Annotated in this window: 21 protein-coding genes; 2 read left to right on the top strand and 19 right to left on the bottom strand. The window is 74.5% G+C overall.

Annotated elements, in window-relative coordinates; all coding sequences use genetic code 11:
- Positions 1-38 precede the first annotated feature (38 nt).
- The 6 genes from ACFRAV_RS17090 to ACFRAV_RS17065 all read right to left on the bottom strand — a co-directional run bounded on the left by ACFRAV_RS17090 (position 39) and on the right by ACFRAV_RS17065 (position 6,390).
- A complete protein-coding gene (locus ACFRAV_RS17090; protein WP_382556218.1) occupies positions 39-1,280 on the bottom strand; it encodes a vanadium-dependent haloperoxidase in 1,242 nt (413 codons plus the stop codon).
- Entirely contained in the window at positions 1,277-2,752 is a 1,476-nt protein-coding gene (locus ACFRAV_RS17085) for an LLM class flavin-dependent oxidoreductase (RefSeq protein ID WP_382556216.1), read from the bottom strand. Before ACFRAV_RS17085 ends, ACFRAV_RS17090 begins: the two co-directional genes overlap by 4 nt.
- Positions 2,749-3,600 (bottom strand): ABC transporter ATP-binding protein, encoded by an 852-nt coding sequence (locus ACFRAV_RS17080; RefSeq protein WP_382556214.1) that lies wholly within the window; start codon positions 3,598-3,600, stop codon positions 2,749-2,751. Before ACFRAV_RS17080 ends, ACFRAV_RS17085 begins: the two co-directional genes overlap by 4 nt.
- Complete coding sequence (locus ACFRAV_RS17075) at positions 3,576-4,451, bottom strand: ABC transporter permease (protein ID WP_382556211.1); 876 nt, start codon at positions 4,449-4,451, stop codon at positions 3,576-3,578. Before ACFRAV_RS17075 ends, ACFRAV_RS17080 begins: the two co-directional genes overlap by 25 nt.
- Positions 4,448-5,539, bottom strand: coding sequence for an ABC transporter substrate-binding protein (locus ACFRAV_RS17070; RefSeq protein WP_382556208.1), 1,092 nt, complete (start codon positions 5,537-5,539; stop codon positions 4,448-4,450). Before ACFRAV_RS17070 ends, ACFRAV_RS17075 begins: the two co-directional genes overlap by 4 nt.
- 776 nt (positions 5,540-6,315) lie before the next feature.
- Positions 6,316-6,390, bottom strand: a complete 75-nt coding sequence (locus ACFRAV_RS17065; RefSeq protein WP_351115898.1) for a putative leader peptide — start codon at positions 6,388-6,390, stop codon at positions 6,316-6,318.
- Between the two features lie 230 nt (positions 6,391-6,620).
- On the opposite strand from ACFRAV_RS17065, the gene ACFRAV_RS17060 reads away from it, so the two are divergent.
- Together ACFRAV_RS17060 and ACFRAV_RS17055 are read left to right on the top strand one after the other, a co-directional pair.
- Positions 6,621-7,427, top strand: a complete 807-nt coding sequence (locus ACFRAV_RS17060) for a class I SAM-dependent methyltransferase (protein WP_382556232.1) — start codon at positions 6,621-6,623, stop codon at positions 7,425-7,427.
- A gap of 172 nt (positions 7,428-7,599) precedes the next feature.
- Positions 7,600-8,271 (top strand): DUF2278 family protein, encoded by a 672-nt coding sequence (locus ACFRAV_RS17055; RefSeq protein WP_382556207.1) that lies wholly within the window; start codon positions 7,600-7,602, stop codon positions 8,269-8,271.
- 118 nt (positions 8,272-8,389) lie between these two features.
- Here ACFRAV_RS17055 and ACFRAV_RS17050 read toward each other — a convergent pair whose 3' ends face one another.
- From ACFRAV_RS17050 to ACFRAV_RS16990, 13 genes are all read right to left on the bottom strand, one after another.
- On the bottom strand, positions 8,390-9,508 hold the full coding sequence (locus tag ACFRAV_RS17050) for an endonuclease/exonuclease/phosphatase family protein (protein ID WP_382556205.1): 1,119 nt from the start codon (positions 9,506-9,508) through the stop codon (positions 8,390-8,392).
- A gap of 192 nt (positions 9,509-9,700) precedes the next feature.
- A complete protein-coding gene (locus ACFRAV_RS17045) occupies positions 9,701-10,423 on the bottom strand; it encodes a glycoside hydrolase family 11 protein (protein WP_382556204.1) in 723 nt (240 codons plus the stop codon).
- 406 nt (positions 10,424-10,829) lie between these two features.
- Positions 10,830-11,825 carry a GNAT family N-acetyltransferase gene (locus ACFRAV_RS17040; protein ID WP_382556202.1) on the bottom strand — a complete coding sequence of 332 codons (996 nt, stop codon included), beginning with the start codon at positions 11,823-11,825 and terminating at the stop codon, positions 10,830-10,832.
- Positions 11,826-11,930: 105 nt separating this feature from the next.
- Positions 11,931-12,767 carry a hypothetical protein gene (locus ACFRAV_RS17035; RefSeq protein ID WP_382556200.1) on the bottom strand — a complete coding sequence of 279 codons (837 nt, stop codon included), beginning with the start codon at positions 12,765-12,767 and terminating at the stop codon, positions 11,931-11,933.
- Positions 12,752-13,627, bottom strand: coding sequence for a 4'-phosphopantetheinyl transferase family protein (locus ACFRAV_RS17030; protein ID WP_382556197.1), 876 nt, complete (start codon positions 13,625-13,627; stop codon positions 12,752-12,754). The genes ACFRAV_RS17035 and ACFRAV_RS17030 overlap by 16 nt, the downstream gene beginning before the upstream one ends.
- Positions 13,628-13,654: 27 nt before the next feature.
- Complete coding sequence (locus tag ACFRAV_RS17025; protein WP_382556195.1) at positions 13,655-14,818, bottom strand: C45 family autoproteolytic acyltransferase/hydolase; 1,164 nt, start codon at positions 14,816-14,818, stop codon at positions 13,655-13,657.
- On the bottom strand, positions 14,815-15,429 hold the full coding sequence (locus ACFRAV_RS17020; RefSeq protein WP_382556193.1) for a GNAT family N-acetyltransferase: 615 nt from the start codon (positions 15,427-15,429) through the stop codon (positions 14,815-14,817). The genes ACFRAV_RS17025 and ACFRAV_RS17020 overlap by 4 nt, the downstream gene beginning before the upstream one ends.
- A gap of 1 nt (position 15,430) precedes the next feature.
- Complete coding sequence (locus tag ACFRAV_RS17015; protein ID WP_382556191.1) at positions 15,431-15,694, bottom strand: acyl carrier protein; 264 nt, start codon at positions 15,692-15,694, stop codon at positions 15,431-15,433.
- Entirely contained in the window at positions 15,684-17,243 is a 1,560-nt protein-coding gene (locus tag ACFRAV_RS17010; protein ID WP_382556188.1) for an AMP-binding protein, read from the bottom strand. Before ACFRAV_RS17010 ends, ACFRAV_RS17015 begins: the two co-directional genes overlap by 11 nt.
- Positions 17,240-20,620: an amino acid adenylation domain-containing protein gene (locus ACFRAV_RS17005; protein ID WP_382556187.1), complete on the bottom strand. Its 3,381-nt coding sequence runs from the start codon at positions 20,618-20,620 to the stop codon at positions 17,240-17,242. Before ACFRAV_RS17005 ends, ACFRAV_RS17010 begins: the two co-directional genes overlap by 4 nt.
- Complete coding sequence (locus ACFRAV_RS17000; protein ID WP_382556185.1) at positions 20,617-22,968, bottom strand: class I tRNA ligase family protein; 2,352 nt, start codon at positions 22,966-22,968, stop codon at positions 20,617-20,619. The genes ACFRAV_RS17005 and ACFRAV_RS17000 overlap by 4 nt, the downstream gene beginning before the upstream one ends.
- Positions 22,965-24,032, bottom strand: coding sequence for an NAD(P)/FAD-dependent oxidoreductase (locus ACFRAV_RS16995; RefSeq protein WP_382556182.1), 1,068 nt, complete (start codon positions 24,030-24,032; stop codon positions 22,965-22,967). Before ACFRAV_RS16995 ends, ACFRAV_RS17000 begins: the two co-directional genes overlap by 4 nt.
- A gap of 2 nt (positions 24,033-24,034) precedes the next feature.
- Complete coding sequence (locus tag ACFRAV_RS16990) at positions 24,035-25,357, bottom strand: lysine N(6)-hydroxylase/L-ornithine N(5)-oxygenase family protein (RefSeq protein WP_382556181.1); 1,323 nt, start codon at positions 25,355-25,357, stop codon at positions 24,035-24,037.
- Positions 25,358-25,788: the final 431 nt, after the last annotated feature.

Here is a 25,788-nt window from a genome sequence, read left to right as displayed (position 1 = left end):
CGGGGAACCGGTGCGCCGGGACCCCCTCACAGGTCCCGTCAGCGCGCCGCCAGCAGCTCTCCCTGCCGCTGGAGCACGTATCCCGCCACGGACCTGCCGAGGGTGATCCCCGCCTCGTCCGCGGAGCGCGTGTGGATCCCCGACCAGACGCGGGCGTCCACGTTCTCCCGCGACAGCCGCCGCCAGTCGGTGTACGTCCGGGTGACGCCCGGCGCGGTGGGGCTGGTCAGCTCGAACGGCGCGGTGCGCGCCCCGCTCAGCGCGGTCAGCACCCCCTCCGCCGAACCGGCGTAGGTGCCGTGCCCGCTCGGGTAGTCGGGGTGGGCCGGCGTGGCGTGCAGCGGCGACCAGGCCGGGTCGGGGGCGATCGCCCCGGTGCGGATCGCGGTCACCGGACGCCAGCGGGTGTAGGCGTACTTGCTGTCCGAGGTGGCGATCTGGGTGTCCACCGACGCGACGTGGAACAGGGCCACCAGCCGCGCCTGGCCCGCCAGGCCCTGCGGGGAGCGGGCGAGCGCCACCCGCAGCGGCTCGGTGTACAGGGTGAACGAGGACCCGAACCAGAACTGCGCGGTCTCCGTCTGCGCGGCCGTGCGCACGGTGCTGTCGGCCGCCCCGTAGGCGCGTACCTCGGCCAGGTCCGCGGCGTAGCGCGCGGAGTCCAGGGCGGGCGGAGGCGGCAGCCGGAACTGGCTCTGCGAGCGCAGCGCGAACGGCCGGGCGACGCGGTTGCCGTACTGGGTGGCCGGGGCGTAGGCGGGCGGCGTCGGCTGCCAGACGCCCGGCGCGGCGGCCGGCTGCGCGAAGGGCGCGTTGACCGAGGCCGGGTCCAGACCGTCCGCCGCCCGCTCGGCGAGCAGCAGTGCCGCCTGCCGCTCGCCGGCCGCGACGCCGCGGTCCTCGGACCGGCCGTCGGGTATCGCGTCCAGTGTGGCGGCGTACGCCTCGTCGACCTCTGTGGCCTGGGCGGGCGCCAGCTCGGTCAGCGCCCGGTGCACGGCGGAGGCGAGGGCGGCCCGCTGGTACTCGGCGCGGTCCACGCCGGCCGGCACGGCCCGGGTGGCGCGGGCGGCGGCCAGCCAGCCGATCGCCCAGGTCCGGCTGTTGGTGACCTGGGCGGCGGGGGCGGCGGCCACCGCCCGCGCGGTGACGTCGAACCACTCGACGGCGGTGGTGTCCGCGGCGCGGTGCTCGGCCGCGGCCTGCGGGGCGGCGAGACCGCCGGTGAGGACGGCCGCGGCGAGGACGGCCAGGGCGGTGCGGGATCTGCGGGTGCTCATGAGGGGACGTGCTCCTTCTGCCGGGCGGGGACCTCGGCGGGGGTGGGGACGGGGGTGGTGGGGACGGGGGCGGGGGCTGCGGCGGCGGCTCCGCTCGTTCCGGCGGCGGCGGGGGCTCCGGCGGCTCCGGTGGGTCCGGCGGCTCCCGTGGCGTAGACGCTCTCCGGGCGCGTCAGCCCGTAGTGGTCGCGCAGGGTGGCGCCCCGGTAGGCCTCGCGGAACAGGCCGCGGCGCCGCAGCAGCGGCACGACCTCGTCGGCGAAGACGTCGAACCCGCCGGGCAGCCAGGGCGGCATCACGTTGAAGCCGTCCGCGGCGCCCTGCTCGAACCAGAGCTGGAGGGTGTCGGCGACCTGCTCCGGCGTGCCGGCGACGACCCGGTGGCCGCGCGCCCCGGCGAGGCGGTGCAGCAGCTGCCGGACGGTGGGCTGCTCCCGCTCGACGATGTCGAGGACCAGCCGGAAGCGGCTGCCGTTGCCGCGTTCCCCGCCGGTCTCGATCAGGTGGCGCGGCACCGGCCCGTCGAGCTCCTCCTCGCTCAGCTCCAGGCCCAGCAGCCTGCGCAGCAGGTCCAGCGAGTACCCGGGCTGGGTAAGCTCGTTGAACTCCTCCTGCAGGGCCCGCGCCTCGGCCTCGGTGGAGCCGATGAACGGGCTGATGCCGGGCAGCACCAGCAGCCGCCCCGGGTCCCGGCCGAGCGCGGCGGCCCGGGCCTTGACGTCGGCGTAGTACTCCTGGGCGCTCGCCAGGGTCTGGTGCGCGGTGAACACGGCCTCCGCGTACCGGGCGGCGAAGGCCCGGCCGTCCTCGGAGGAGCCGGCCTGCACGTACACCGGGCGTCCCTGCGGGGTGCGTGGGGTGTTCAGCGGCCCGCGCACCTTCAGATGGCGTCCCTCGTGGTCGACGCGGTGCACCCGGCCGGTGTCCGCGAAGACGCCGGTGGCCGGGTCGGCGACCAGCGCCTCGTCCTCCCAGCTGTCCCACAGCTTCCCGACGACGTCCACGAACTCCCGTGCGCGTGCGTAGCGTTCGGCGTGCACGGGGTGCGCGTCCAGGCCGAAGTTGGCGGCCGCGTCGGGCGCCCCGGTGGTGACGATGTTCCAGCCGGCCCGCCCGTGGCTGAGGTGGTCGAGGGAGGCGAACAGCCGGGCGAGGTTGTAGGGCTCGCTGTAGGTGGTGGAGGCGGTGGCGATCAGGCCGATCCGCTCGGTGGCCGCCGCGATCGCGGACAGCCAGGTGAACGGCTCCAGCCGGAAACGGCTGGCGTAGCGGACGTTGTCCGGCAGCGACGGGCCGTCGGCGAAGAACACCGCGTCGAAGGTGGCCGCCTCGGCCCGGCGGGCCAGGTCCTGGTAGAAGCCGATGTCCAGCAGCCGGGCGGGGTCGGAGCCGTGGTACCGCCAGGCGGCCTCGTGGTGGCCGCCGGGGTAGACGAACAGGTTGAGGTGCAGCTGCCGCCGCGGGTCGCTCATGCGGGGATCTCCTCGGTGGCGCGTACGCGGTCGTGCGCGGACGCGGGCTCGGACGCGGACTCCTGCCCGGGGGCCTGTTCGCGGGGCTGCCCGGAGGCCTGCTCGTGGGCCTCCTCGTGGCCGGTGAGGTCCACGCCCAGGTGGGCGAGGAGCCGGCCGCGCAGGCGGGCGTGCCCCGGGCCGCCGGTCCGCTGGGACTCGGGCAGGTCCACCGTCAGGTCGGCGGCGATCCGGCCCTCCTCCAGCACCACCACCCGGTCGGCGAGCGCGATCGCCTCGTCGACGTCGTGGGTGACCAGCAGGACGGCGGGCCGGTGCCGGGCGCACAGGGTGCGCAGCAGGGCGTGCATCCGGATGCGGGTCAGGGCGTCCAGCGCCCCGAACGGCTCGTCCGCCAGCAGCAGGCGCGGCTCGCGCACCAGGGAGCGGGCCAGCGAGACGCGTTGCTGCTCGCCGCCGGACAGCTCCACCGGCCAGGCCCGCTCCCGCCCGGCGAGGCCCACCTCGGCGAGGGCGGCCCGGCCGCGTTCCTGGGCGTCCGGGGTACCGAGGCCGAGGACGACGTTCTCCAGCAGCCTCTTCCAGGGCAGCAGGCGGGCGTCCTGGAAGACCACCGACACGTTGTCGGGCGCGGTCAGCAGGCCGTCGCCCGTGACGTCGTGGTCGAGCCGGGCCAGCGCCCGCAGCAGGGTGCTCTTGCCGGAGCCGCTGCGGCCCAGCAGGGCGACGAACTCGCCGTCGTGGACGGTCAGGTGGAGTCCGTCGAGGACGCGGCGCCCGTCGAAGGAGCGGACCAGGTCCTCGATCCGGACGACGGCCGGGCTCAGCCGGCCAGGGTGCGACGCCATGTCAGCGTCCTCCTCTCGACGAGCCGCACCAGGCCGTCGGAGACCAGCCCCAGCAGGCCGTACACGACCAGGCCGACGAGGATCACGTCGGTCTGTCCGTACGTCCGGGCGAGTTCCATCATGTAGCCGATGCCGCTGGTGGCGTTGACCTGTTCGACGACGGCGAGCGCGAGCCAGGCCGCCGTCACCGCGAAGCGCATGCCGAGCAGGAAGCCCGGCAGGGCCCCCGGCAGCACGACCTGGCGGACGAAGGCGGTGCGGCCGAGGCGGACCGTCTCCGCGAGTTCGACGTAGCGGTTGTCGATGGCGCGCAGGCCGTTGTGGGTGTGGATGTAGACCGGCACGAAGACGCCGAGCGCGATGGTGATCACCTTCATGCTCTCGCCGATGCCGAACCAGAGGATCAGCAGCGGGATCAGCGCCAGGGACGGGATGGCCCGCTTGATCTGCACCGGACCGTCCACCAAAGCCTCGCCGACGCGGCTGAGGCCTGACACCAGGGCGAACAGCAGGCCGGCCGCGACGCCGAACAGCAGTCCGAGCAGGGCGCGTTGCGCCGAGGTCAGCAGGTGGTCCTGGAGGCGTCCGTCGGCGATCAGGTCGCCCGCCGTCGCGGCCACCGTCCAGGGCGCGGGCAGCGCCCGCGGGTCGAGCAGCCCGGCCGCGGACCCCGCCGCCCACAGGGCGAACAGGAGCACAGGGCCGATGGCCCAGCCGTGGCGCACCGGGCGGCCGGGACCGAGCCTGCGGCGGCCGGTGGCGCGCAGCGGCCTGGGCGGGGCGACGGGCCGGTCCTTCGTCAGGGCCGGCGGGGCCGCGACGGCGCTGCGGGCGGGGAGGTCGACGCTCATGACGCGCCCCCGGCCTCGGCCGCCGCCCGCGCGCCGACCTTCTCGAAACGCCGGTCGAAGAGGATCTTCACGTCGAACTTGTCGTGCTTCTGCTCCTTGGCGAGCAGGTCGACGGTCTGCTGCTGGCGGGCGATCGCCTTCGTCCAGTCGGCCGGGATGACCGGGTGGCCCGCCCGCTTCACCAGGTACTCGCCGTCCTCCTTGCTGAGGCCCTGGTCCTTGACGTACCAGCCCTCGACCCACTCGTCGGGGTGCCGGTCGATCCACACCTGCGCGCGGGCCCAGTACTTCACCAGTTCCCGGATGGCGGCGGCCTTCTCGGGGTCGGCGACGGAGTCGGTGAGCACCCACAGGTGCGCCGGGTCGTCGCGCAGGCCGTGCTTGAGGGTGGTGGCGCCCTGCTCGCCGTAGTTCTTCAGGTAGCGCTTGATGTTGACGTCGGCGATGGGCGCGGCGTCGACCTGCTTGTTGCCGAGCGCGGTCGGGTAGACGTCGCCGGTGCTGGCCAGCTCGACCAGTTCGACGTCGTCCTGGCTCAGGCCGGCCTTGTCGAGGATGCGCAGGACCAGTGCGCCCTGGGCCTGGCCGGGGCTGTAGGCGATCTTCTTGCCGCGCAGGTCGGCCAGGGACTTGATGCCGGCGCCCGGCGCGATGCCCAGCTCGTAGATCGGGTTGGCGTAGGGGTCCTTGCGGAACGCGGCGGCCACCAGCTTGGTGTCCAGACCGGTCCAGTGCGCGTTGATGGACGGGATGTCCGCGGAGGAGCAGACGTCGAGCGCGCCGGCCCGGAACGCCTCCGAGCACTGCGGGCCGCCGCTGATGTTCGCCCACTCGACCTTGAAGGGCAGCTTGTCGAGCTGTCCGGACAGCTGCAGCGCGACCTTGAGCGAGGGGTTGCCGACGACCAGTTCGGTGTCCGGGGACACCTCGGCCGGGATCTTCGTGTCGGCGAGGTCCTTGCCGCTCGCGGTGGTCTGCGCGTCCAGCGCGCAGGAGGCCAGCAGCAACGGCAGCGCGAGGGCCGCGGCCGGGAGCGCGAGGCGGCGCCGGCCGGACGGCGGACGGGGTATGCGGGTACGGAGGTTCATCGGACAGCCTTTGCGGAGGCGGCCACCCGCACGCGGATGCGGCGGCGGGGCGACCGGGAAGCGGAGTGAGCGGGACGAGGAGGGCGGGGCGCCCGGCCGGTCCTGCGGGGCCCGGCGCCGACCCGGCCTGCCCTGGCCCGGGGCGGCCTGGGCCTGGGCTGAGCCGGCCTGAGCGGGCCCGTCGGTACCGGCCGGGTCGGCCGATCCACCGGGTGAGCCAGGACGACCGGACCGGCGTTCCGGCGACCGACCCGGGCTCTCCACGCCGGCCATGCCGGCTGAACCAGCCGGGGTGCCCGCGCAGCCAGGCCGGCCGGGTTCGCCGGGTCGACCACGTCGGCAGGAGCAGCCGGGTCGGCCTGAACGGTTCGGCTGAGCAGGCACGTCGGGCCGGCGAGGCCGGGCGGTCCGGTCGGACTGCCCCGGTGACACGGGGCAACGGATCGACCGGACCTGCCGGCTCGGCAGCGCCGTTCGCCAGGTCGGCGGACCAGCCGGGCCGACCGGCCCGCCCAGGTGACCCCGGTCAACCGGAGCACCGGGTGAGCCGGACCAGCCGGGTCGGCCGGGTCGGCTGGAGCGCAAGGTCCAACCGCCGGACGAGGGCGCCGTGTGGTCCGTTGTCCCGGGCCGGGAGCGGTTGCCCTCCGGGCCGGGAGCCGGTGCCGTTCAGCCGAGGCCGCCCGAGCCGGAGGGCCGTGCCGTCCGGGCCGTGGGCCGCCAGGCCGAACGGCCGTGCCGTGGGCCAAGGGGCCGGGGGGGCCGGGGCGTCGGGCTCAGCGACAGACGGCGGTGGCGACGCGCATCAGGTCGACGGCGCGCCTCTTGGTGAGCCGCAGGTGTTTCCGCATGACCCCGACCCTAGGGAGCACGCCCGGAGCCCAGCAAGGTCTCCGGGCGGCCCGTAGCGCGACCGCCACGCCGTCTTCGTGTTCCGGCAACACGCGCGACAAGCGCGACAGACGGGGACGAGCGCCGCGTGCGCGAGCGTGCGCGTCAGCACGGTGCCACCGGTTCACCTGCCGGACACCCCGTCAGACGCCCATTTCACGCCGCGGGTTCGTAACATGCCCCGATGAACATGACTGCATTCGACGAAGCCGAGCGACGCATCTGGGACGGGCGCGCCGCCGCATACGCGCGCAGCTTCGCCGGTCTGTGCGCGCGGACCGTCCCCGCGCTGATCGACGCCGCGAAGGTCGGGCCCGGCGCACGTGTGCTGGACGTCGGCACCGGCACCGGCGCGGTGGCCGCGGCCGCCTGCCGGGCCCGGGCGATCGTGAGCGCCGTCGACGCGGAGCCGGACATGACCCAGTGGGCCGCCGAGGCGGTGCCCGAGGCCGACGTCCGGGTGGCCGCGCTGCCGGAACTGCCGTTCGTGGACGGTACGTTCGACGCGGTCCTGGCCAACTTCGTGCTGAACCACGTGGGCCGGCCGCGGACCGCGGCGGCGGAGCTGCGCCGGGTCACCGCGGACGGCGGCCGGGTCGCCCTCGCCCTGTGGGGCGAGGAGCGGGGCGCGGGCCAGAGCCTGGCGTACAAGGCCGTCGTCGCGGCGGGCCTGGACCTGCCCCCGGCGCTGCCGCCCCTCGCGCCGGAGGAGGACTTCCCGCGTACCGAGGAAGGCCTCGCCGCGCTGCTGGCCGAGGCCGGGTTCACCGGCGTGGTCTGCGAGACGGTGCGCTTCGACCATCGGGTGGACCCGGAGCACTGGTGGGCCGGGACGGCCGGGGGCGTCGCCCCGACCGGCGCGCTGATCGCCGCGCAGCCGCAGGACGTGATCGACGCGGTCCGCAAGGAGTTCGACGCCCTCACCCAGCCGTTCCTCGGCGACGACGGCATCCTCACGCTCCCGCACGTGGCGCTGCTGGCCTCCGGCTCGGCCTGACCGCCCCGCTCCCCTGCCCGCGCCCCACGACCGTCCGGGTGGCGCGGGCCGCGGCGCACCGGAACGCCCCGACGGCGAACGGCTCGGCGAACGGCTCGGCGCTCCAGGACGTCGATGCTCCGAACGGCGGACGGTCCCGGCCGCAGGCCCGGACGGCTGCTTGACTGACCGCATGCCTTTCGTCCACTACGGCGTGCTCCGCGGCACCTTGCACAGCCATCACCGCGACCGGCCCGACCACCAGGGGCGCTGGTTCCACGTGAACCTGGAGGTGGACGCCCCGGCCGGACGCCACCACTGCGCCGTCGACGTCGACAGCCACGCCTCCGCCGTGGGCGTGCGGTGGAAGACCTTCACGCTGCCCCCCGAGGCGCTCGGCCCGGTCCAGGACCTGCCGCCCGGCTACCACGAACTGGCCCGCATCCCGGGCTCGGGCGCCCTGGACCTCCTGCGTCACCCGGCTCTGGCGGACCGTTCCGGCATCCTGTTCCTGCGCCGCCCGCCGTCCTGGCTGGAGGACCTCCTCGACCTGGTCGGCTCCCACCCCTGGCAGGCGGGCTCCAACACCGACGCGGCGGAGGCCCTGGAGTCGGTGCTGGCGCCGGGCCGTGAGGTCCTGCTCTTCGGCGAGCCCTTCGACGACGACCCCGAGGGCGACCTGGGCATGCACAACATCCACCAGAACCAGGGCGACCCGGCGGGCTCCCAGTGGTGGGCGGAGAACGGGGCCTGGCAGGACGGAGCCGTCCTCACCCTGCGCCCGGACGGCGACCTCGACGTCTTCCTCGCCAAGTTCTCCACCCAGTCCGACCACACCGACGACGCCGGCCACCCCCTGAACTAAGCCCCGGACCGCCCCCTGCTGTGGATGCACCGTGAAGGTGAGCCCCAAATTGCTGCTCCCGCGCCAATTCCTGGGCTCACCCGCGGGCCGCACCCACCCGGCGGAGGGGGCGCCGCGGTCACCAGGTGAGGCGGGCGGCGACCGGCAGGTGGTCGCTGCCGGTGGCCGGGAGGACCCAGGAGTCCACCGGCCGCACGCCCTTCACCAGCACCTGGTCGATCCGCGCCACCGGGAACGCCGCCGGCCAGGTGAAGCCGAAGCCGTCGCCGGCCTCCTCCTGCGCCGACGTCAGGCCGGTGGTGACGCCCTCCAGCGCGCGGTCGTCGACCGTGCCGTTCAGGTCGCCGAGCAGCACCAGCCGCTCGCTCCGCTCCGCGGCGAGGGCCTCGGCGAGCGCCTGCGCGTTGCGGTCCCGGCTGTCCGTCCAGAAGCCGCCGCGCGGCATCAGGCGCACGGACCCCAGGTGGGCGACGTAGACCGTCAGCGGCCCCTGGTCGGTGGCCACCGTGGTGCGCAGGGCGCGGTTGTAGGCCAGCTTCTCGGCGGCGGGCTTGGCGGCGCCCAGCTGTCCGGCGTCCATCGCGATGTCGACCGCCCGGGTGTCCGACAGCGGCAGCCGGCTCCACAGCCCGACCGTTCCCTGCACCGAATGGTACGGGTAGGCCTCCGCCAGCTCCTTCTCGTACGTGCCCCGCGCCTTCGCGGCCAGCTCCACCAGCGCCAGCACGTCCGCGCCGGAGCCGGCCAGCTCACGGGCGGTGCCGGCCGGGTCGGGGTTGGCCTCGCCCACGTTGTGCTGGACCACGGTGAGGTCGCCGCCGGCCTGTGACCTGTCGGTGAGCAGGGGGCCGAACTGGCCGAGCCACGCCGTGACCGGCAGCAGCAGGGCGAGGACGGCGGAGGGGGAGCGCCGCCGCAGCGCGAGGAGCAGCAGCACCGGCACGAGGAGGCCGAACCAGGGGAGGAAGGTCTCCACCAGGCTGCCGAGGCCGCCGGCGTCGGTGATCCACGGGTGCAGCAGCAGGACCAGGCCGAGCAGCAGCGCCAGCGCGGTGAGCACCGGGCCGCGCCGCCACGTCCGCGGCCGGGAGGCGGCGCGGACCGTCCGCCGCAGCACCGCACGCGGGCCGCGCGCGGCGTCCGGTCCGGTGCCGTGGCCGCCCGAGCCGTCGGCGCCGCCCGCGCCGTCCTGCCCGGCCTCGGCCGCCGCCGGGTCCGCCGTCTTCGCCTGTGCCATCGTCCGTCCGTCGTTCGTGCTCGTGCCGTCGCTCGTGCTGGTGGCGGGGTCCGCCGCCGGCGGCGGACCCACGCCGCCTCCAGTCAAGCAGGCCCGGTGTCGCCGCCGCGTAAGCGGTGGCCGGCCGCACGACCGCGGCCGCGGGCCCCGTCACCTGGACGGGACCCGCAGCCGGTGGTGCACCGACGGGCGTCAGCCGCTGACGCTGATGGTCGAGCTGCCGCTGCTCTGGTAGCCCTCGGTCGCCATGATCATGTAGTACTTGAACTGGCCCATGTTCATGCCCACGCGGGCCCAGGCGTCGAAGTGGTTGCCCGTGGTGATGGTGCCCGAGCCGCTGGTCACCTTGGACTGCCGGACGCTCCAGTACTGCGTGAAGGTCTTGGTGCCCTCCACGGACGGGGCGTTGGTCCGCGTGGTCTTGTAGATGTCGTAGGTGCCGCCGTCGCTGGAGACGGTGCCCATGAAGGTGCCGGTGGGGCGGTAGCTGCCCCAGTTGTCGACGATGTAGTACTCGACCAGCGGGTTCGAGGTCCAGCCGTAGAGGCAGCCGTAGCCGTTGCCGGACGGGTTGAAGTAGCCGGTGTAGCGGACCGTCCGGCGTCCGCCGGTGCTCCAGCCCTTGCCGGCAACGAAGTTGCCGCAGTTGGTCCACTTGGTGCTGTAGCTGCCGCCGCCGTTGAGCGTCATGGACACCGAGCCGCCGCCGTCGGTCCAGAACGAGTAGTACAGGCCGTCGGTGCCGGTCTGGTTGGTGGTGATGGTGGTGGCGGCGTGGGCGGTGCCGGGCAGCACCAGCCCGGACGCGGTGGCGAGCGCGGCGGCGCCGGCGCCGCCGAGGAAGCCCCGGCGGCTCAGGCCGAAGGGGGCGGGGTTGTACGGGAGCTGGTCCTGCTGCGTGCCGTCCTGCTGCATGCTGCTTCCTTCCGATGAAGGCTGGCGGGGGGTCCGGGCGGCAGCTGCTGCCCGGCGGCCTTGCATGGAACACGGACATGGACGGGGTCGCCCGTGTCCGTGCGGTACCGACCCTGCGTCCGTCACGGTGCGTGGGGGGACGCAGGTTTCCTGTCGTTCGACGAGGCCGAAGTTTTCCGTAGCGCCCCATGATCCTGTCAACGCTTTCGACGTTCTTTCGGAAACATTTCCTTGCGCCGCGCGGCACTTGACTGCTCGTTAAGCACTGCTCACACTGCTGCCTGTACGGGCCAACGAGAGGGGTGGGACGGAATCGCGGGCATCCTGCGCGCAAGTCGGCGCGACTCCAGCGAAACTTTCGAAGGTTTTCGCACCGCTCCTGTCGGCACCGCACCGCACCGCCGCCCTACCTGACGGGCGGCGTGAGCTCGAGGGTGTGCACGACCTCGGTGCGGGCGACGGTGAAGCCGGCGCGCGCGAACAGGGCGTTCGCCGCGGTCGGCGCGTCGGTCTCGGCGTCGAGGCTGACCCGGTCGAAGCCGGCGTCCCGCGCGGCGCGCAGGGCGTGGCCGAGCAGCGCGGAGGCGACGCCGCGGCCGCGGTGGCCGGGGCGGGTGCCGATCCGCAGGACCTGGGCGTCGCGCACACCGGTCGCCTCGGTGTCCGCGTCCCAGGAGAAGACCAGCAGCATGCCGGCGGCCGCGCCCGCGGGGTCCCGCAGGAGGAAGCTGAGGTCCGGGCGGAAGGCCTGCCAGCCGAGCAGCTCGCGCCAGCGCTCCGGAGGCATCGGGACCCCGCCGCCCCGGCCTTCGAGGAAGGCCTCGTCGTTGGCCAGGGAGAAGTCGGCGTCGTTGCCGGCCGTGTAGGCCTCCACGGTGTACCCCTCGGGGACCGGGACGTCCGCGACGGCGGCGCCGAGCGGGTGCCGCAGGTGCGAGGAGGAACTGGACCGCGTCATGCCCGCGGCCCGGTAGCAGGCGAGGGCGCCGGCGTTGCGCGCGTTGTTCCGGACGTCGACGGCCAGCGGCAGGCCGGGGTGGTGGAGCGCGTGGAGCGTCTTCGCGCACGCGATCCCGGCGGCGAGCAGCCCTGTGCCGAGGCCGCGGCGCCGGTGGTCCGGGTGCACGCCGCCGCTCAGGGTCACCCGGTGCACGCCCTCGGCGAGCGGCTTGTGCGCGGCGGAGGAGTAGCCGACCATCAGGTCGCCGTCGAAGAGGCCGACCGTGCCGCGTTCGAGGTCGAGGAGCGGGGCGTTGATCTGCTCGGCCGCGTCCTCCTCGGAGTAGTACTCGCCGAACACGTCGACGGCCTCGATGGCGTTCAGCAGGGCGGACAGGGCCGCGGCGTCCGTCGGGACGATCGGGCGGGACGTGAGGTGCGCGAAGGCGGGGGTTGAGGACATGGGGCGACGGTAGGCGCGCCCTGACGTGGCGTCACCCGGATTTGTGGAGGCCTGCCCGCCCGCCTGCCGCGGCGAGCAGGCGGGCGGGCGGGCGGGCGGGCGGGCTCAGAGTGGGCCCAGGTCGCCGAACGACGGCAGGACCGGTGAGGGTGTGCCCGGCGGCAGCGGGCGGTCGCCGGGCGGACGGGCGGCCAGGGCCGCCCAGGCGCGGCGGAGGGCCGCGGCCCGGTCCCGTTCCTCCGGGCGGGCGGAGTACACGTGGGGCACCGGTCCGTCCTGCCCCGGACGCAGGGAGAAGTGGTGCAGGCCCGCCTGGTGGGCGGACCAGGAGTGCAGCAGCCAACCCGGCGGCATCGGCGGCGGACCGACGTGGTCGTGGACGAGGACCGGATCCCGCCCGCAGGTGGTGCGGAGGACGCCGGGGGCGACGACCTCGGCACACGTCCGGGGCGGGAGCCCGCAGAGCTCCGCGAGCTCCCGCCAGGCCCGGTACCAGGTGGTCCGGCGGCCGTCGGGCACCGGGAGGGAGGACGCGGCGGCCGTGCCGTCACGGTCCGCCTCCCCCAACCCCTCGTCCGGCGCGCGACCGGAGGGGCCGGACGGGCCGGCGATCCTCGTCAGCAGGGAGCCGTCCAGCTCCGGGCCCGTCGCCCCACCCGGCCGGGTGAGCGTGAGGACGGGGCCGTCCCAGCCTCCGGTCAGCCGGGCCGTCACCCCTGGGGCGGTCAGCTCCCGCACGCCGCCCCTGCGGGTCCAGGACCCCAGCGGCGTCCGCTCCCCCGTGAGGGCCTCGGCCACCGAGCGGGCCAGCGAGGCCCCGTCGGCCGCCGGCACCCCCACCCGCAGCTCGCACCGTCCGGCACGCTCCCGGACGGCCGCCGGGGCGTCGGCCGTCCCCGCGGCAGCGTGCACCGCCGCGGCCGGTGTCAGATCGTCAGGCATGTGACCGCCTCCTCGTCATGGCTCCAGCCGTTCCACGCCCCGGCGGCGCCCGGCGATCCGGGCACCACGAACGGTTCGGGCACCGTGAACGACTCGGGCACCACGAACGGTTCGGGCGCGCCCGGCGGCCAGGGCAGCAGGTCGGAGGCCGGGAAGCGGACGACGGAGAGGCGCGCCGGGAGCAGCCGGTCGGTCACCACGGCGGCGACCGCGGCCGGCCGGCCGTCGGTGGCGGGCCACCGCAGGGTCCTCCCGTGCCACCGGTCGGGCGGATGCCCCCCGACCCGGCCGAGGCGGACGTCCTCCCCGTCGCCCGGCAGGAGTTCCACGTCCTTCCCGCCGCACGCCAGCCCCACCCCCGTCGCCTTGACGGCCGCCTCCAGCATCGTCCAGGCGGGCCAGAAGCCCGCGTCGGACAGGGGACGGGGGAAGGTGTCGCACACGGTCTCCAGCACGTCCTCGGGCGTGGGCAGGAAGCGCGGGCTCTCCACGTCCACGCCGATCGGCCCCCGGTCGTCCACGCCGACCAGCAGCAGTCCGTCCGACCGCGACCAGCTGACGTGGACCCCCGGATGTTCCGGCAGGTAGGGCTTGCCCCCGGGCAGGCGGGCCAGTCGCGGCCCGTCCGCTCCGGTCGCGAGGCGCCGGCCCAGCAGGGCCCGGATCGCGAGCCGGGAGTGCAGGAACCGGCGGGCGGTGAGCGGACTCCTGAACGCCGCCGCGCGCCGTCGTTCCTCCTCGGTCGCCAGGCCCCGGCAGGCGTCGGCCGGGTGGTCGGCGGCCGGGTCCGGGCCGGTCCTGGCCGGCTCCGCCGTGTCGAGGTCGACGAGCCAGAACTGCGCCGCCGCGTCCCCGTTCATCTCCGTGCTCCCTCCACGTCGCCCTCCTCATGTGCGCCCCTCTCCCCCGGCCGTCGACACCGCCGCACCCGCCGCGGCCGACCCGACCGCGACACCCGCCGCCCCGCCCACCGCCGCGCCGACGGGCGCCGGAGGCGGCTCGTCCTGGAGGCGGAAGACCTGGGTCGCGGTCAGCGCGGGGTCCCCGCGACGGACGTGCAGCTCGCCCCGGCCGGGGAAGGCCACCACGGCGGCCACGGTGCGTTCGGCCCTGATGTCGCCCCGGTCGGGCACCCGGATCGGGGGCCGGGAGAGCAGGGAGAAGTACTCCTCGGCCCCGGCGCCGGCCGGGATGCTCCCGAGCCCGGTCCGGGCCGCGTCGAGCCTGCGGACCGAGGAGTTGCGGGCGAAGACGTTGATCTCGTCCCGCGGGGCGAAGTCGGGGTGCAGGAAGTGGTTGGCGTGCGCCACCTCCGTCCCGCCGACGACCCGTGTCTCGTTCTCCAGGATCTCGACGTACACGGTCCGCCGCCGGTCGCACAGCACCAGGGTCCGGGAGCTGGCGAGCGGCAGGCCGGCCAGCACCTCCAGCGCCTCGGTGACGCTGCCCGCGGTGTCCAGCAGGTGGCGGATGGCCAGGTACGGCGGGACGCCCGGGCGCCACTCGCCGCCCAGCACGAGGTTGAGCCCGACCGCGAGACCGCGGCTGTTGAGCCCCAGGTAGCCGAGCAGCCCCGCGAAGCTGAGCACCAGGGAGCGGTGCCCTCCGGCGGGTGGGGAGAGGTCGAGGACCGCGAGGTGGTCGTCCAGGTCGCCGTTGAGGTCGACGGTCTGGGCCAGCACCGGGCGGGTGCCGTCGGTGCGCGCGAAGGTGGTGCAGTCGCCGGCGGGCCGGATCTTCCGGTACCCCATGATCTCCCTGCGCAGCTGCAGCAGCCAGGCGTCCTCCTCGGTGATCCCGGCGCCCGCCGCCAGCCCGGCCACCTCCTCCGCCAGGTCCGGCAAGGCCGCCGCGACCGCCGCCCGGTGGGCGGCGATGCGCGGCCGCAGGTCCTCCCGGGTGACCGGCTCGGGCATCACCTTGCCGAGGCGGCACACCGAGTCGTCGAGGAAGGAGCGCAGGGGGCCGGCGAGGGCCTCGCCGTGGGCGTGTCCGAGGTCGAAGGGCGAACCCGACGCCCGGACGAGGGGGATGCCCCCGCCGGGGGTCATCCGACGGTGTCCAGCCGGGAGACCTTCGGCCGCGCGGCGAGCTGCGCCTTCACGCCGGGCCACTCGCCGCCGAGCACGCTGTAGTAGACGGCGTCACGGCGGCGCCCTCCCGGCATGTAGTTGAAGCTCCGCAGCACCCCTTCCTCCACCGCCCCGATGTTGCGCAGGCCCCGGCGGGCCTGCTCGTTCAGCACGTCGGTCTTGAACTCGACCCGCTGTGCGCCGAGTCGCTCGAAGGCGTGCTCGAGCAGCAGGTACTTGGCCCACCGGTTGACGCCGCGTCCGCGGAAGTCGCGTCCCAGCCAGGACCAGCCGATCTCCAGCCGGGCGTCGGCCTCGGCCATGTTCCCGTAGCTCATGCTGCCGGCGACGCGGCCGCTCTCCTTGTCGACGATGACGAACACGACGCGCCGTCCGGCCGCCTGGTCGGCGAGGCAGGCCGCGAAGAACGTCTCGAAGTCGGCGTCGGTCTCCACCAGGGAGACGAAGTACCGCCAGATGTCCTGGTCCATGGCGACGGCCCGCACGCCCTCGCGGTCCGCCTCGGTGACGGGCCTCAGCAGCACGTGCTCGTTCTCCAGGACCGCGGGCGCCACAGCGCTCCAGCTCATGTCAGACCGCCTTTCCGCTGTGCAGGGTGAGCGACTCGGCGACGACGCGCAGGGTGCGCATGTCGGCGAGGTCGTCCTCGGTGAAATGGCCGAGGTCCACGTCAGCGGCCTCGCACACCTCGGTGAGGAAGAGGACCTTGTTGAGCGAGGTGAGCCCGTAGACGCCGGCCAGGTCGGCGTCGGGGTCGATCGCCTCGGGGGCGACGGGCGGGTTGAGCACGGCGGAGAGGTGGTCCCTGGCCGTCAGCTCGATGTCAGAGCGCATGGATGCCTTCTTTCGGGTCGTGGACGCGTGCCCGGTAGGCGTCGAGGATGTGACTCCTGCGGGGCTTGAACTGGGAGGTGAGCAGGCCGTTTCCCTCGCTGAACGGCTCGTCGGCGACGATCGCCCGGCCGATGCGTTCGTCGGGGGCGGCCGCGGCGTTGACGCGGGCGAGCTGCTCGGCGACGGCGGCGTGGTCGGCCGGCAGCGAGGCCGGGGACACCACGGCGACCAGTTCGGTCTGGGTGGGGCAGAACAGCACGCACTCGGCGACGGCCGCGCCCGAGCGCATGCTCTCCTCGATCGGCCTGACCACGATCTTCTTGCCGTTGTCGAGGACGATCACGTCGTCGGCCCGGCCCCTGACGAACAGGAAGCCGTCCTCGTCGAGGTACCCGACGTCCCCGGTCCGCACGGTCCCTCCGGGGCCGAACACGCGATCGCTGTCGCCGGGAGCGGCGTAGGCGTAGGCGCGGTTGACGGGGTGGTCGCTGCGGACGGAGATGACCCCGTCCTCGTCGAACAGGACCTCCTTGCCGGGGAGCACCCGGCCGACGCTGCCCTCCCGTTCGGCGCCGGGATGGTTCTTGGCGACGATGCAGGTCTCGTTGAGCCCGTACCCCTCGTAGATCGGCAGGCCCGCCTCGCCGAAGAAGCGCAGCATCGCCGGGGCGGCCGGGGCGGATCCGGTCCACAGGTAGCGGATCCGGTCGCCGAAGACCCGGCGGGCCGCGGCCTGGAGGGTGTCCTCGCCGCCCGGCCTGCGCAGCCGGGCCTCGATCTGGCGTTTCGCCGTCTCGAAGAAGGCCGGCACGCCCATCACCACGGTCGGCCGGGTGCGGCGCAGGGCCGCGAAGGCGGCCTCGTAGGTGCTGACGGTGACGTCGTGTCCGTGGGCCAGAGCCGAGTACACCCAGTAGCGCTGCTGGAGCAGCGAGAGGGACAGGAAGACGAACAGGTCGTCGCCGGGCTTGTGCTCGAAGATGCCCTGCACGGCGGCGAGGGAGGCGTCGACGCTGCCCGCGGTCGCGCCCAGGCCCTTGGGCGCGCCGGTGCTGCCGGAGGTGAACTTGACCGTGGTCACGTCGTCGGGCTCCCACACCACCCGGGGCAGGGGCGGCTCGTCCGGGTCGTCCTCCTCGGCGAGGAGTTCGCCCACCAGGGTGAGCGGAACGGTCCGGGGGGCCCGGGCCGGCCGGTCGGTGAACAGGAGGGTGAGGTCGTAGCGTCCGGCGAGGTCGTCGTCGGGGTCGAACTTGCCGGGGTCGAAGCCCGCCGTCTCGGCCTTCAGCCGCAGCGCCGCGAGATCCAGGAGCACCCACTCGGGGCAGTTGGCGGCGAGGACGCCGATCCGGTCGCCGGCCCCGATGCCGCGGGCGCGCAGCCTCCTGGCCAGGCGGCCGGAGAGTTCGTACAGCTCGCTCAGCGGCATGCTGCGGGCGCCGTCGAGGCGGGCGAAGGTGATCGTCCCGCCGTTCGGCGGGAGGGAGACGACGTCGTTGAGGACGGAGCCGCCGGGCGACGGCAGGACGCGGGGCCGGTCGGCGGTCATGAGGCGCCGTCCTCGGAAGCAGCGGGGGCCTCGGGGGCCTCGGGGGCCTCGGGGGCGAGGGTGGCGGCCATGGCGCGGACGGTGTCCATCTCGGCGAACATGTCGAGCGGGATGGTGACCCCGAACCGCTTGCGGACCGCGGTGAGGATCCGCGCGGCGGCGATGGAGTCGCCGCCCAGGTCGGCCAGCCGGTCGTTCACGCCGACCGCGGCCTGCCGCAGCACCGAACTCCAGATCTCCGTGAGGACCTTCTCCGTAGCGGTCACGGGCGTGCCGTCGTCCTGGCCTGCGGCCGGGGCGGTGGCGCGGTCCGGCTCCTCCACGGGCAGGGCGGCCAGGCGCGCGCGGTCGACCTTGCGGTTGCGGGTGAGCGGGAGTTCGTCGTGCCAGACCACCATGGCGGGGACCATGTAGTCGGGCAGCGTCCGGCGCAGGGGTTCGCGCAGGTCGGCCGCCGAGGGCCGCGCGTCGCCGGCGGGGACCAGGTGGGCGACCAGCCTGCTGCCCCGTGCCCCCTCGCCGGGGGTGACCACGGCCTGCGCCACCGCGTCCAGGGCGACCAGGCGGGTCTCGACCTCGCCTGCCTCGATGCGGTAGCCGTTGACCTTGATCTGGAAGTCGCCGCGGCCCATGATCGCGATCTCGCCGTTCGGCAGGTACCGGCCGAGGTCTCCGGTGCGGTAGAGCCGCTCGCGGCGGTCCGCGTCGTGGAAGAACCGCTGGGCGGTGCGTTCCTCGTCCCTCCAGTAGCCGCGGGCCAGGCCGGTTCCGGCGGCGCAGATCTCGCCGGTCACCCAGTCGGGGCAGTCCAGGCCGTCCCTGTCGAGGACGTAGGCCCGGTTGTTGGAGTTGGGCCGGCCGTACGGGATGGACTCGCTGCCGTCCTCGTGCGGGAGGACCGGGTGCAGGATGTTCCAGATGGTGGTCTCGGTGGGTCCGCCGAGCGAGACGACGTCCAGATCCGGCTTGAGGCGGCGCAGCGCGGCCGGCAGGGCCGGCGGGACGCGGTCGCCGCTCATCATCACCAGGCGCAGGGCGGGCGGCACGGTGTTCTCGGCGAGGGCCTGTTCGTGCAGCAGGCCGACGATGGCCGGCACCGAGTTCCACACCGTCACTCCGGCGTCGGCGCACAGCTCCAGCCAGTGGGAGGGGTCGGCGGCCCGGTCGCGGTCCGGCAGGACCAGGGCGGCTCCGGCGGTCAGCGCGCCGAAGACGTCCCACACCGAGAGGTCGAAGTTGAAGGCGCTGATCGCGAAGAACCGGTCGTCGGCCGTGATGCCGAACCGCTCCCGGCAGTCCTCCACCACGTTGACGACACTGCGGTGGCTGACCATGACGCCCTTGGGGGCCCCGGTGGTGCCGGAGGTGTAGAGGACGTAGGCGAGGTCGTCGGGGCCGGCTCCGGGCAGCGGCGCCGGCAACGCGCCGGTGGGGCCCGCGGGTTCGGTCAGGTCCAGGTGTCGCGTGCGGATCCGGCCGGTCGGGTCCTGCCATCCGGTGCCGGTCAGGACGTGGGTGACCCTGCCGTCCCGCAGCATGTACTCCCGCCGTTCGGCCGGCAGCACGGCGTCGATCGGCAGGTAGGCCGCTCCGGCGAGCACGGTGGCGAGGATGCCCACGATCTGCTCGGGTCCCCGGTGCGTCACCAGGCCGACCAGTTCGTCGCGGCCGACGCCGCCCGCGCGCAGCCAGCGCGCGGCGTCCGCGGCGCGGGCCAGGAGCTCGCCGTAGGACAGGCTCCCGCCGGCGGTGACGACGGCCGGGGCGTCGGGCGTGCGGGCGGCCCGGGCGGCGATCGCCTCGCCCGGCATGGTCCAGGCGCGTGCGACGGCGGTGTCGTTGGCCCGGCGGCGGCGCTCGCGCTGGGCGGCGGGCAGCAGGTCGAAGGTCCTGCGCCGCCAGGCCTCCTCGTCGGCGAGGGTGGTCAGCAGTGTCCGGTAGCCGTCGGCGAGGTCGTCGAGGAAGCCCTCGTGGAACAGCTCGTCGACGCCGTCGAGCTGGACGACGAGACCGCCGTGCTGCTCCATCGCGAAGGCGTTGAGCCACACCTGGGGCGTCTGGCTGACGGTGAAGGTCTCGCGGCCGAACAGCTCCAGGGTGGAGCCGTCGACGCCGTCGGCGTGCCCGATGGCGCTGTTGAAGGTGAACGGCATCCTGGCGGCGCCCACCGAGCCGCGGTGGCGGGCGATCTCCTGCATGACGTCGGCGCCGGAGAAGTGGTGGTGGTCCAGGTCGCGCCGGAGCCTGGTCTGCAGGGCGCGGGCGCGCTTCTCGAAGGAGACGCCGCGGTCGATCTCGACCTCGACCAGCAGGGTGTCGGAGAACTGGCCGACGGCCTGGAAGATCCGCGGGTGCACGGGCGGCCGGACGGCCACCGTGGTGTTGAGGGTGAAGGCCGGCCCGGCGCCCCAGACGGAGAGCGTCTCGGCATAGGCGCTCAGCAGCAGGGCCGACGGCGTCAGCCCGGCCTCCGAGGCCCGTTCCTTGACCCGTGCCCAGGTCGCCGCGTCGAGGCACACCTGCCGCTGGGAGAAGCGCGACCGGCTCAGTGCCGAGGGGCTGGTGCGCAGCGGGAGGTCCGGGTGCGGGGCGAGGTTCTCGGCCCGGTCGAGCCAGTACGCGCGGGAGCGGTGGGCCGGGGCCCGGTCGCGTCCGGAGCGCAGGGCGGCCAGGTAGTCCTCGTAGACCAGTTCGTCGGGGCCGCCGGCCGCCGCGGCGCCGCCGTCCCGCTGCGCCTGGTAGGCCTCGTGCCAGGCGCGGAAGAACAGGAACATGCTGATGCCGTCCATGACGAGGCCGTCGTGGCTGACGTGGAGCACCATCCGGTCGTCGGCGAGCAGGGTCACGTCGACGGCCAGCAGGGGCGTGCGGTCGGCCGGCAGGACCCGGTGCGAGCGCTGCTCGCGCAGGTCGGCGAGGATCCGGTCCTGTTCCTCGGCGCTCTCGCGCCGCAGGTCGAGGCGGCCGATCTCCGGCCCGTTCCCGCGGGCCTGCGTGGTCTGCCGGTCGTCGCCGGGGAAGCGGGAGCGCAGCGCGCTGTGCGCGTCCACCACGCCGCGCAGCGCCGTCTGGAGACGGTCGACGTCCCAGCAGCCCTCGATCTCGTGGTAGACGTGGCTGGCCACGTCCCCGATCTGGAAGATGCCGTCGCGGCCGAGCAGGTAGGAGCGCTGGAGGCTGGTGAGGGGGAAGCCGGGGCCGCCGCTCCTCGCCTCCTGGGAGAGGTGGGCGACCAGTTCCTGCTTGGCGTTCCTGACGCGGGAGATGAACCCGGGGTCCATCCGTTCACGCCCGCCCTGGAGCCTGAGGTCGTCACCGTCCACGGTGACGGAGAGCCCCCGGCTCTCGATCTCGCGGAGGACCTCGAAGAGGCTCATCGGTTTCCTCCGGCGGCGAGGCGGGCGGGCTCCTGGGATCCGGCGCGTCCCTCGACGGTCCGGGCGAGGTCGTCCAGGCTCGTCGAGCCGAGCAGCTCGTCGAGGGTGAGGTCGACGTCGAACTCGTCGAGGATCTGGTACTGGAGGGTCACGGCCTGCAGGGAGCTGAGTCCCGCGCCGACCAGGTCCGCGTCGCCGGAGAGCTCGGTCCCGGAAGGCTGGAGCAGGTCGCGGACGGCGCCGGCGAGCCACTCCCGCACGACCGGCGAGCCGCCTGCGGCCGCGGGGACCGCGGCTGCCCCGGCCTCGGCCTCGGGTGCCCCGGCCGTCTCCTCGGCCGGCGTCCGCGCGCCGGTGACGGCGGTGCCGGCGGCGGTGGGCCGGAAGAACACCGCGTCGGTGAGGGTGATCTTCGAGCCGGGGGTGACGAGTTCGACGGTGTCGGGCCAGGCGGAGGGTTCCGGCAGGCCGAGCGCCTCGGCCAGTCGCGCGGCGAAGCGGGGCATGACGGGGGCGGCGGCGTGCGCGAGGAGCCGGGCGGCGGCCAGTTCCAGGGCGAGGGCGGTGCGGGCCTCGCTGTGCCATGCGGTGTCGCGGGCGAGGAGTTCCTCCTGGCGGGAGAAGCGCAGGGTGTCGGCGACGATGCCGTCGAGTTCCGCGGCGGCCTGGCTCAGGGAGAACCCGTCGGACGCCAGGGCGCCGGTCGCGGCGGCGAGCCGGCTGCCGAGCCTGGCCAGGAACGCCGACTGCTCGGGCGTCCAGGTGCCGGCATCGGGGGCCAGACCGTCGTGGCGTTCCCCGACGCGGGAGCCGAGGTCGTTGAGCCAGCCCTGCCAGGAGCCGATGAGCGTGCCGTTCAGGGTCGCCTCGTAGGCCGCGCGCCGGAAGTCGGTGCGGGAGCCCTCCGGGCGGGTGGCGGAGAGGAAGTAGCGGACGGCGTCGACGGTGTCGGGGTTGAGGATCTCCTTGCCCCAGATGGCGTGGCGCCGGCTGGTGGAGAACTTGGCGCCCTCGAGCAGGTAGAACTCGTTGACGTGGTAGTCGATGTCGGGCGTCCACTCCGGGAACGCCAGCCGGTACAGGGCCGGGTAGAGGACGGCGTGGTAGAAGCTGTTGTCGTAGCCGAAGAAGTGGACGATCTTCCAGTCCTGCTCCGGCCGGGCGGCGCGCCAGTCCTCCCCGAGGCGCCGGCCGAGTTCCTGGATGCCGTGCAGGAAGCCGTACGACATCTCCGGCCACACCCAGATGACCTGGCCGTCCACGTCGGTCTGGGCCGGCGGCACGCCCCAGGTGGAGGGGTGGCTGACCGGGATGTCGAGGGAGGGGCGGGCGAACAGGCGGGCGGCGAGTTCGCGCAGCCGGGCCGGGACCCGTCCCAGGCGGTGGTGGGCGGCGGTCGCGTCGGCGAACTCGTGCAGGGGCAGCGTCCAGCGGGCGACCGTGCCGCGCCGGGGCGGGCGGGTGGAGCCGGCGGAGACGGGGTCGACCAGGTCGGTGACCACGTTGGGCTCGCCGCACTCCTCGCAGATGTTGCCGCCGGTGCCCGAACCGCAGGCGGGGCAGCGGCCCTTGACGTCGACCTCGTACAGGTACTGCCCGCTGTCCGCGTCGAGGAGGGCGTCGGACTCCGTGACCTTCACGGTGCCGTCGGCGACCACGCGGCCGAAGAAGTCCCGCAGGCCCTCGCGGTAGGCGGGGTCCGCGTCGGTGACCGTGTACTGGTCCGGCCGGATGTCCATCAGGGCCAGGGTCGCGGCGATCTCGGCGCTGTAGTGCGCCGCCGTCACGGCGGGCTCGTTCCCCTCGGCGCGGGCGGCGGCCACCACGTAGCTCTGGTAGTCGTCGCTGCCGGTCAGGTGCCAGGCGTTGGTCCCCTGCATCCGCTGGGCGCGGACGAAGACGTCCGCTCCCAGGTAGGGGCCGGAGAGGTGGCCGAGGTGGAGGTCGCCGTTGGGGGTGGGCGGGGTGGAGAAGACGAACACCGGACGCTCGCCGAAGTTCTTGCGCTCCGTGTTCCCGGCGGACTCCAGGGCGCGGCGGGAGTCGCGCCAGTACTGGGTGAGGAAGACCAGGTCGCCGTCGCCGGTGTTGCGCAGCACGTGCGACTCGAAGGGGTCGAAGACCACGACCGTGCCCGGCTCGACCGGGTGCGGTCGTCCGTCGACGACGATCTCGCCGTGGCCGGCGACGATGACGAACATCTCCGTCTCGTCGTGCTGGTGGCTGTCCGAGGCGGCGCCGGGGACGACGCGGCCCCAGCCGGCGCCGGTGCCCAGCCCCTCGACGTCGCTCATGTCGATGCCGAATGCCTCGCAGAGCACGTTCTCGTCGTACCTGTGGATGATCACGACATGACCTTTCGGGGGGAGGGAAGCGGAAGGAGATCGGCGGTGAGCGCCGCCAGCGCGGGGGCCAGCCGGTAGCCGGAGCCGTTCGCGGCGCCGGCGAAGACGACCCGGCCGTCCTCGGTGAGCGGCCGCACCACCGGCTCCCGCGCCGGGGAGTAGGCGTCGCAGAAGACCCGGCCGGAGCGGCAGTCCTGGACCAGGCCGGGCGCGTACCGGCCGAGGATCTCCAGGGCCTCGCGCCGGTTCTCCGGGGAGAGCGTGGAGGGGACGGTGTCGGGGTCGACGTCCCATTCCTGGCAGGTGTAGCTGAACAGCCAGTGGCCGCGGTCGTGGTACGGCAGCAGGAAGGCGTCCTCCTCGTGGAGGACCACCGCTCCGTCGCCGGGGGCGGGGGGCCGCTCGATGTGCAGGGCGACGATCTTCTTCACCCTGACGCCGAGCGGCCCGGTCAGCTCCCGCCAGGCGGGGGCGGCCACCCAGGGGCCGGGGGCGAGGACCACGTGTCCCGCCTCGATCACGTCGCCCGTGCTGAGCCGCAGCCGTACCTCGCCGGCGGCCGGTTCCAGCGCGTCGACCCGAACGCCCTCGCGGAACCGGACCGCGGGACGCAGCCCGGCCGCCAGCGCCTGGGTGAGGGAATGGACGTCCGCGTACTGGCAGCCGTCGGCCTCCCAGACGTCCATGCCCTCGGGGACGCCGCCGAGGATCGCGGGGGCCGCCGTCGCCGGCCGCAGCCCGGCGTCCGGCACGTACACCTCGCGCAGTTCCGCCTCCCGGCCGGGCGGGGCGATCACCGTCATGGGCAGGCTGTGGATGGGCAGGCCGGGCTGTTCCGCCCTCAGCCGCGCGTACCGCCGCTGGCTGTCGTCGGCCATGGCCCGTACCCGGGGCGTCCCGCCCCGGGGGAAGTGCAGGCCGGCCGAGCGGCGGCTCGCGCCGCCCGCGACCGCCTCGCGCTCCAGCACGGTCACCGTGGCGTACGCGTCACGCCGGACGATCTCCCGGGCGATCAGGCAGCCCAGCACCCCGGCGCCGACGACGGCGTAGTCGGTCCTCTCCGTCATGGTCAGGCCTCCCACTGGCCGACGGCGGCCGCCTTGGTCGACCACTCGACGAAGGAGGGCAGCTGTTCGTCGGCGCGGACGCCGCACAGCCGGTCGGCGATGCGCCGGCTGCGCCAGGCGTTGAGGCTCAGGTTGGGGTCGGCGAGGCCGCGCTGGCCGCGCACGGCGTTCTGCACGAAGAGGCTGCGGTCGGCGGGCCCGTCCCAGTGGACGGCGTAGTCCTCGTCGACCCGCAGTTCCTCCCCCGACCGCTCGAGGCGGTGGGCGATCGGCGCGAGGAACTCCGTCGCGGCCGGCCGGAACCCGGTGGCCCAGACGACCACGTCCGCCTCGAAGTGGTCGGCGGCGCCGGGCTCGTCGGCGTGCCGGACGGTGAGGTCCCAGCCGCCGCCCGGGGCGCGGCTGACCTCGGTGACCTCCCGGCAGGGGTGCAGACCGATCAGGTCCTGCCGGCCGTCGATGAAGCGGTGGACGTAGATGCGCTGGTAGATCTCCCGCAGTGTCGACCCGGAGATGCCGTCGCTGGTGAGGATGTGCTCGACGTTGAGCTTGAGCCGGGTCTCCTGCTGCAGCCGGTAGAAGTGGTCGGCGTAGTCCGGCATGTAGTAGTCGTTGGTGAACGGCGTGTCGTCGATCGGGAAGTAGTTCCTGCGCCGCGAGATCCACGAGACCCGGCGGGGCAGGTCGGCGCCGGACCGGGAGATCAGGTTGCTGACGGCCTCCGCCCCGGACTGCCCGCCGCCCACCACCACGACGCGCTTGCCGCCGAGGTCGTGGGCCCAGGTCAGGAACTCGTTGACGTGGAACTGCGTGGGGCCCAGGTGCGGGCGGGCCGGCGCGGGAACCCAGGACTTGCTGCCGACGCCCACGACCACGTTGTCCGCGGTCACCTCCGCGCGGTCGGTGCGCACGACGAACCGCCCGCCCCGGAAGTCGACCTCCTGGACCGACTCGCCGAAGCGGATGTTCGGGTTGCGGGAGCTGGCCCAGGCCAGGTAGTTGCGCCACTCGCGGCGCGGAATCTCGTCGAACTGCGCGTTGAGGAAGTGGTACACGCGCCCCTGCTCGTGCAGGTAGGACATGAACGAGAACGGGGACCGGGGGTCCGCCAGACTCACCAGGTCCTTGAACATGGACACCTGGAGGGTGGTGCCGGGTATCTGCTGGTCGTCGTGCCAGCCGAAGGCCGCCCTGCGGTCCAGGAACAGGTTGGGCATGTCCGGGAGTTCGTGCAGCAGGGACGCCAGGCTGAGGTTCGCGGGTCCTACCCCGACCCCCACGCACCGGTAGTGCGCCGGGCCGGTCGCGCTCTTGTCTTGCCCCATGGTCGAGCCTCTCCTTCGATACGGGTGCGGTGATGAACCGGGGGTGGTGCGGCGGATGGTGACGAACCGGAGTTCCGGTGACGGAACGGGCCGGGCGTGCCGGGTGTGCGGGCAGGCCGAGGCCGCCGCCGGGCCCGCCGGCCCGGTGGCCGGCGGTGACGGGTGAGGTGGTGCGGGGAGGGGTGGGTGCGGCGGCGGGGGGGGTGGTGCGGTGCGGTGGTCCAGTGCCGCCGGGGGTGCGGCGCGGCGGTGGTCCAGTGCCGCTGGAGGGTGCGGCGCGGCGGTGGTCCAGTGCCGCTGGAGGGTGCGGCGCGGCGGTGGTCCAGTGCCGCCGGGGGGTGCGGTGCCGCGGTGGTCCGGTGCCGCCGGGGGGTGCGGTGCCGCGGTGGAACGGTGTCGCGGTGCGGTGTCGCGGGGGTCCGGTGGTCGTC

Origin of the sequence: Streptomyces sp. NPDC056600 (assembly GCF_042792855.1) — a bacterium.
Classification (GTDB): domain Bacteria; phylum Actinomycetota; class Actinomycetes; order Streptomycetales; family Streptomycetaceae; genus Streptomyces.
This window is presented reverse-complemented; position numbering and strand designations above follow the sequence as displayed.

Bases quoted from the DNA above. Each gene is read 5' to 3' on its own strand.
- ACFRAV_RS16995 (WP_382556182.1), bottom strand. From the start codon at position 24,032: ATGACGGAGAGGACCGACTACGCCGTCGTCGGCGCCGGGGTGCTGGGC.
- ACFRAV_RS17070 (WP_382556208.1), bottom strand. From the start codon at position 5,539: ATGAACCTCCGTACCCGCATACCCCGTCCGCCGTCCGGCCGGCGCCGC.
- ACFRAV_RS17025 (WP_382556195.1), bottom strand. From the start codon at position 14,818: ATGACCCCCGGCGGGGGCATCCCCCTCGTCCGGGCGTCGGGTTCGCCC.
- ACFRAV_RS17005 (WP_382556187.1), bottom strand. From the start codon at position 20,620: ATGAGCCTCTTCGAGGTCCTCCGCGAGATCGAGAGCCGGGGGCTCTCC.
- ACFRAV_RS17075 (WP_382556211.1), bottom strand. From the start codon at position 4,451: ATGAGCGTCGACCTCCCCGCCCGCAGCGCCGTCGCGGCCCCGCCGGCC.
- ACFRAV_RS17030 (WP_382556197.1), bottom strand. From the start codon at position 13,627: ATGAACGGGGACGCGGCGGCGCAGTTCTGGCTCGTCGACCTCGACACG.
- ACFRAV_RS17020 (WP_382556193.1), bottom strand. From the start codon at position 15,429: ATGAGCTGGAGCGCTGTGGCGCCCGCGGTCCTGGAGAACGAGCACGTG.
- ACFRAV_RS17055 (WP_382556207.1), top strand. From the start codon at position 7,600: ATGCCTTTCGTCCACTACGGCGTGCTCCGCGGCACCTTGCACAGCCAT.
- ACFRAV_RS17085 (WP_382556216.1), bottom strand. From the start codon at position 2,752: ATGAGCGACCCGCGGCGGCAGCTGCACCTCAACCTGTTCGTCTACCCC.
- ACFRAV_RS17010 (WP_382556188.1), bottom strand. From the start codon at position 17,243: ATGACCGCCGACCGGCCCCGCGTCCTGCCGTCGCCCGGCGGCTCCGTC.
- ACFRAV_RS17040 (WP_382556202.1), bottom strand. From the start codon at position 11,825: ATGTCCTCAACCCCCGCCTTCGCGCACCTCACGTCCCGCCCGATCGTC.
- ACFRAV_RS17045 (WP_382556204.1), bottom strand. From the start codon at position 10,423: ATGCAGCAGGACGGCACGCAGCAGGACCAGCTCCCGTACAACCCCGCC.
- ACFRAV_RS17015 (WP_382556191.1), bottom strand. From the start codon at position 15,694: ATGCGCTCTGACATCGAGCTGACGGCCAGGGACCACCTCTCCGCCGTG.
- ACFRAV_RS17060 (WP_382556232.1), top strand. From the start codon at position 6,621: ATGACTGCATTCGACGAAGCCGAGCGACGCATCTGGGACGGGCGCGCC.
- ACFRAV_RS17080 (WP_382556214.1), bottom strand. From the start codon at position 3,600: ATGGCGTCGCACCCTGGCCGGCTGAGCCCGGCCGTCGTCCGGATCGAG.
- ACFRAV_RS17090 (WP_382556218.1), bottom strand. From the start codon at position 1,280: ATGAGCACCCGCAGATCCCGCACCGCCCTGGCCGTCCTCGCCGCGGCC.
- ACFRAV_RS17035 (WP_382556200.1), bottom strand. From the start codon at position 12,767: ATGCCTGACGATCTGACACCGGCCGCGGCGGTGCACGCTGCCGCGGGG.
- ACFRAV_RS17050 (WP_382556205.1), bottom strand. From the start codon at position 9,508: ATGGCACAGGCGAAGACGGCGGACCCGGCGGCGGCCGAGGCCGGGCAG.
- ACFRAV_RS16990 (WP_382556181.1), bottom strand. From the start codon at position 25,357: ATGGGGCAAGACAAGAGCGCGACCGGCCCGGCGCACTACCGGTGCGTG.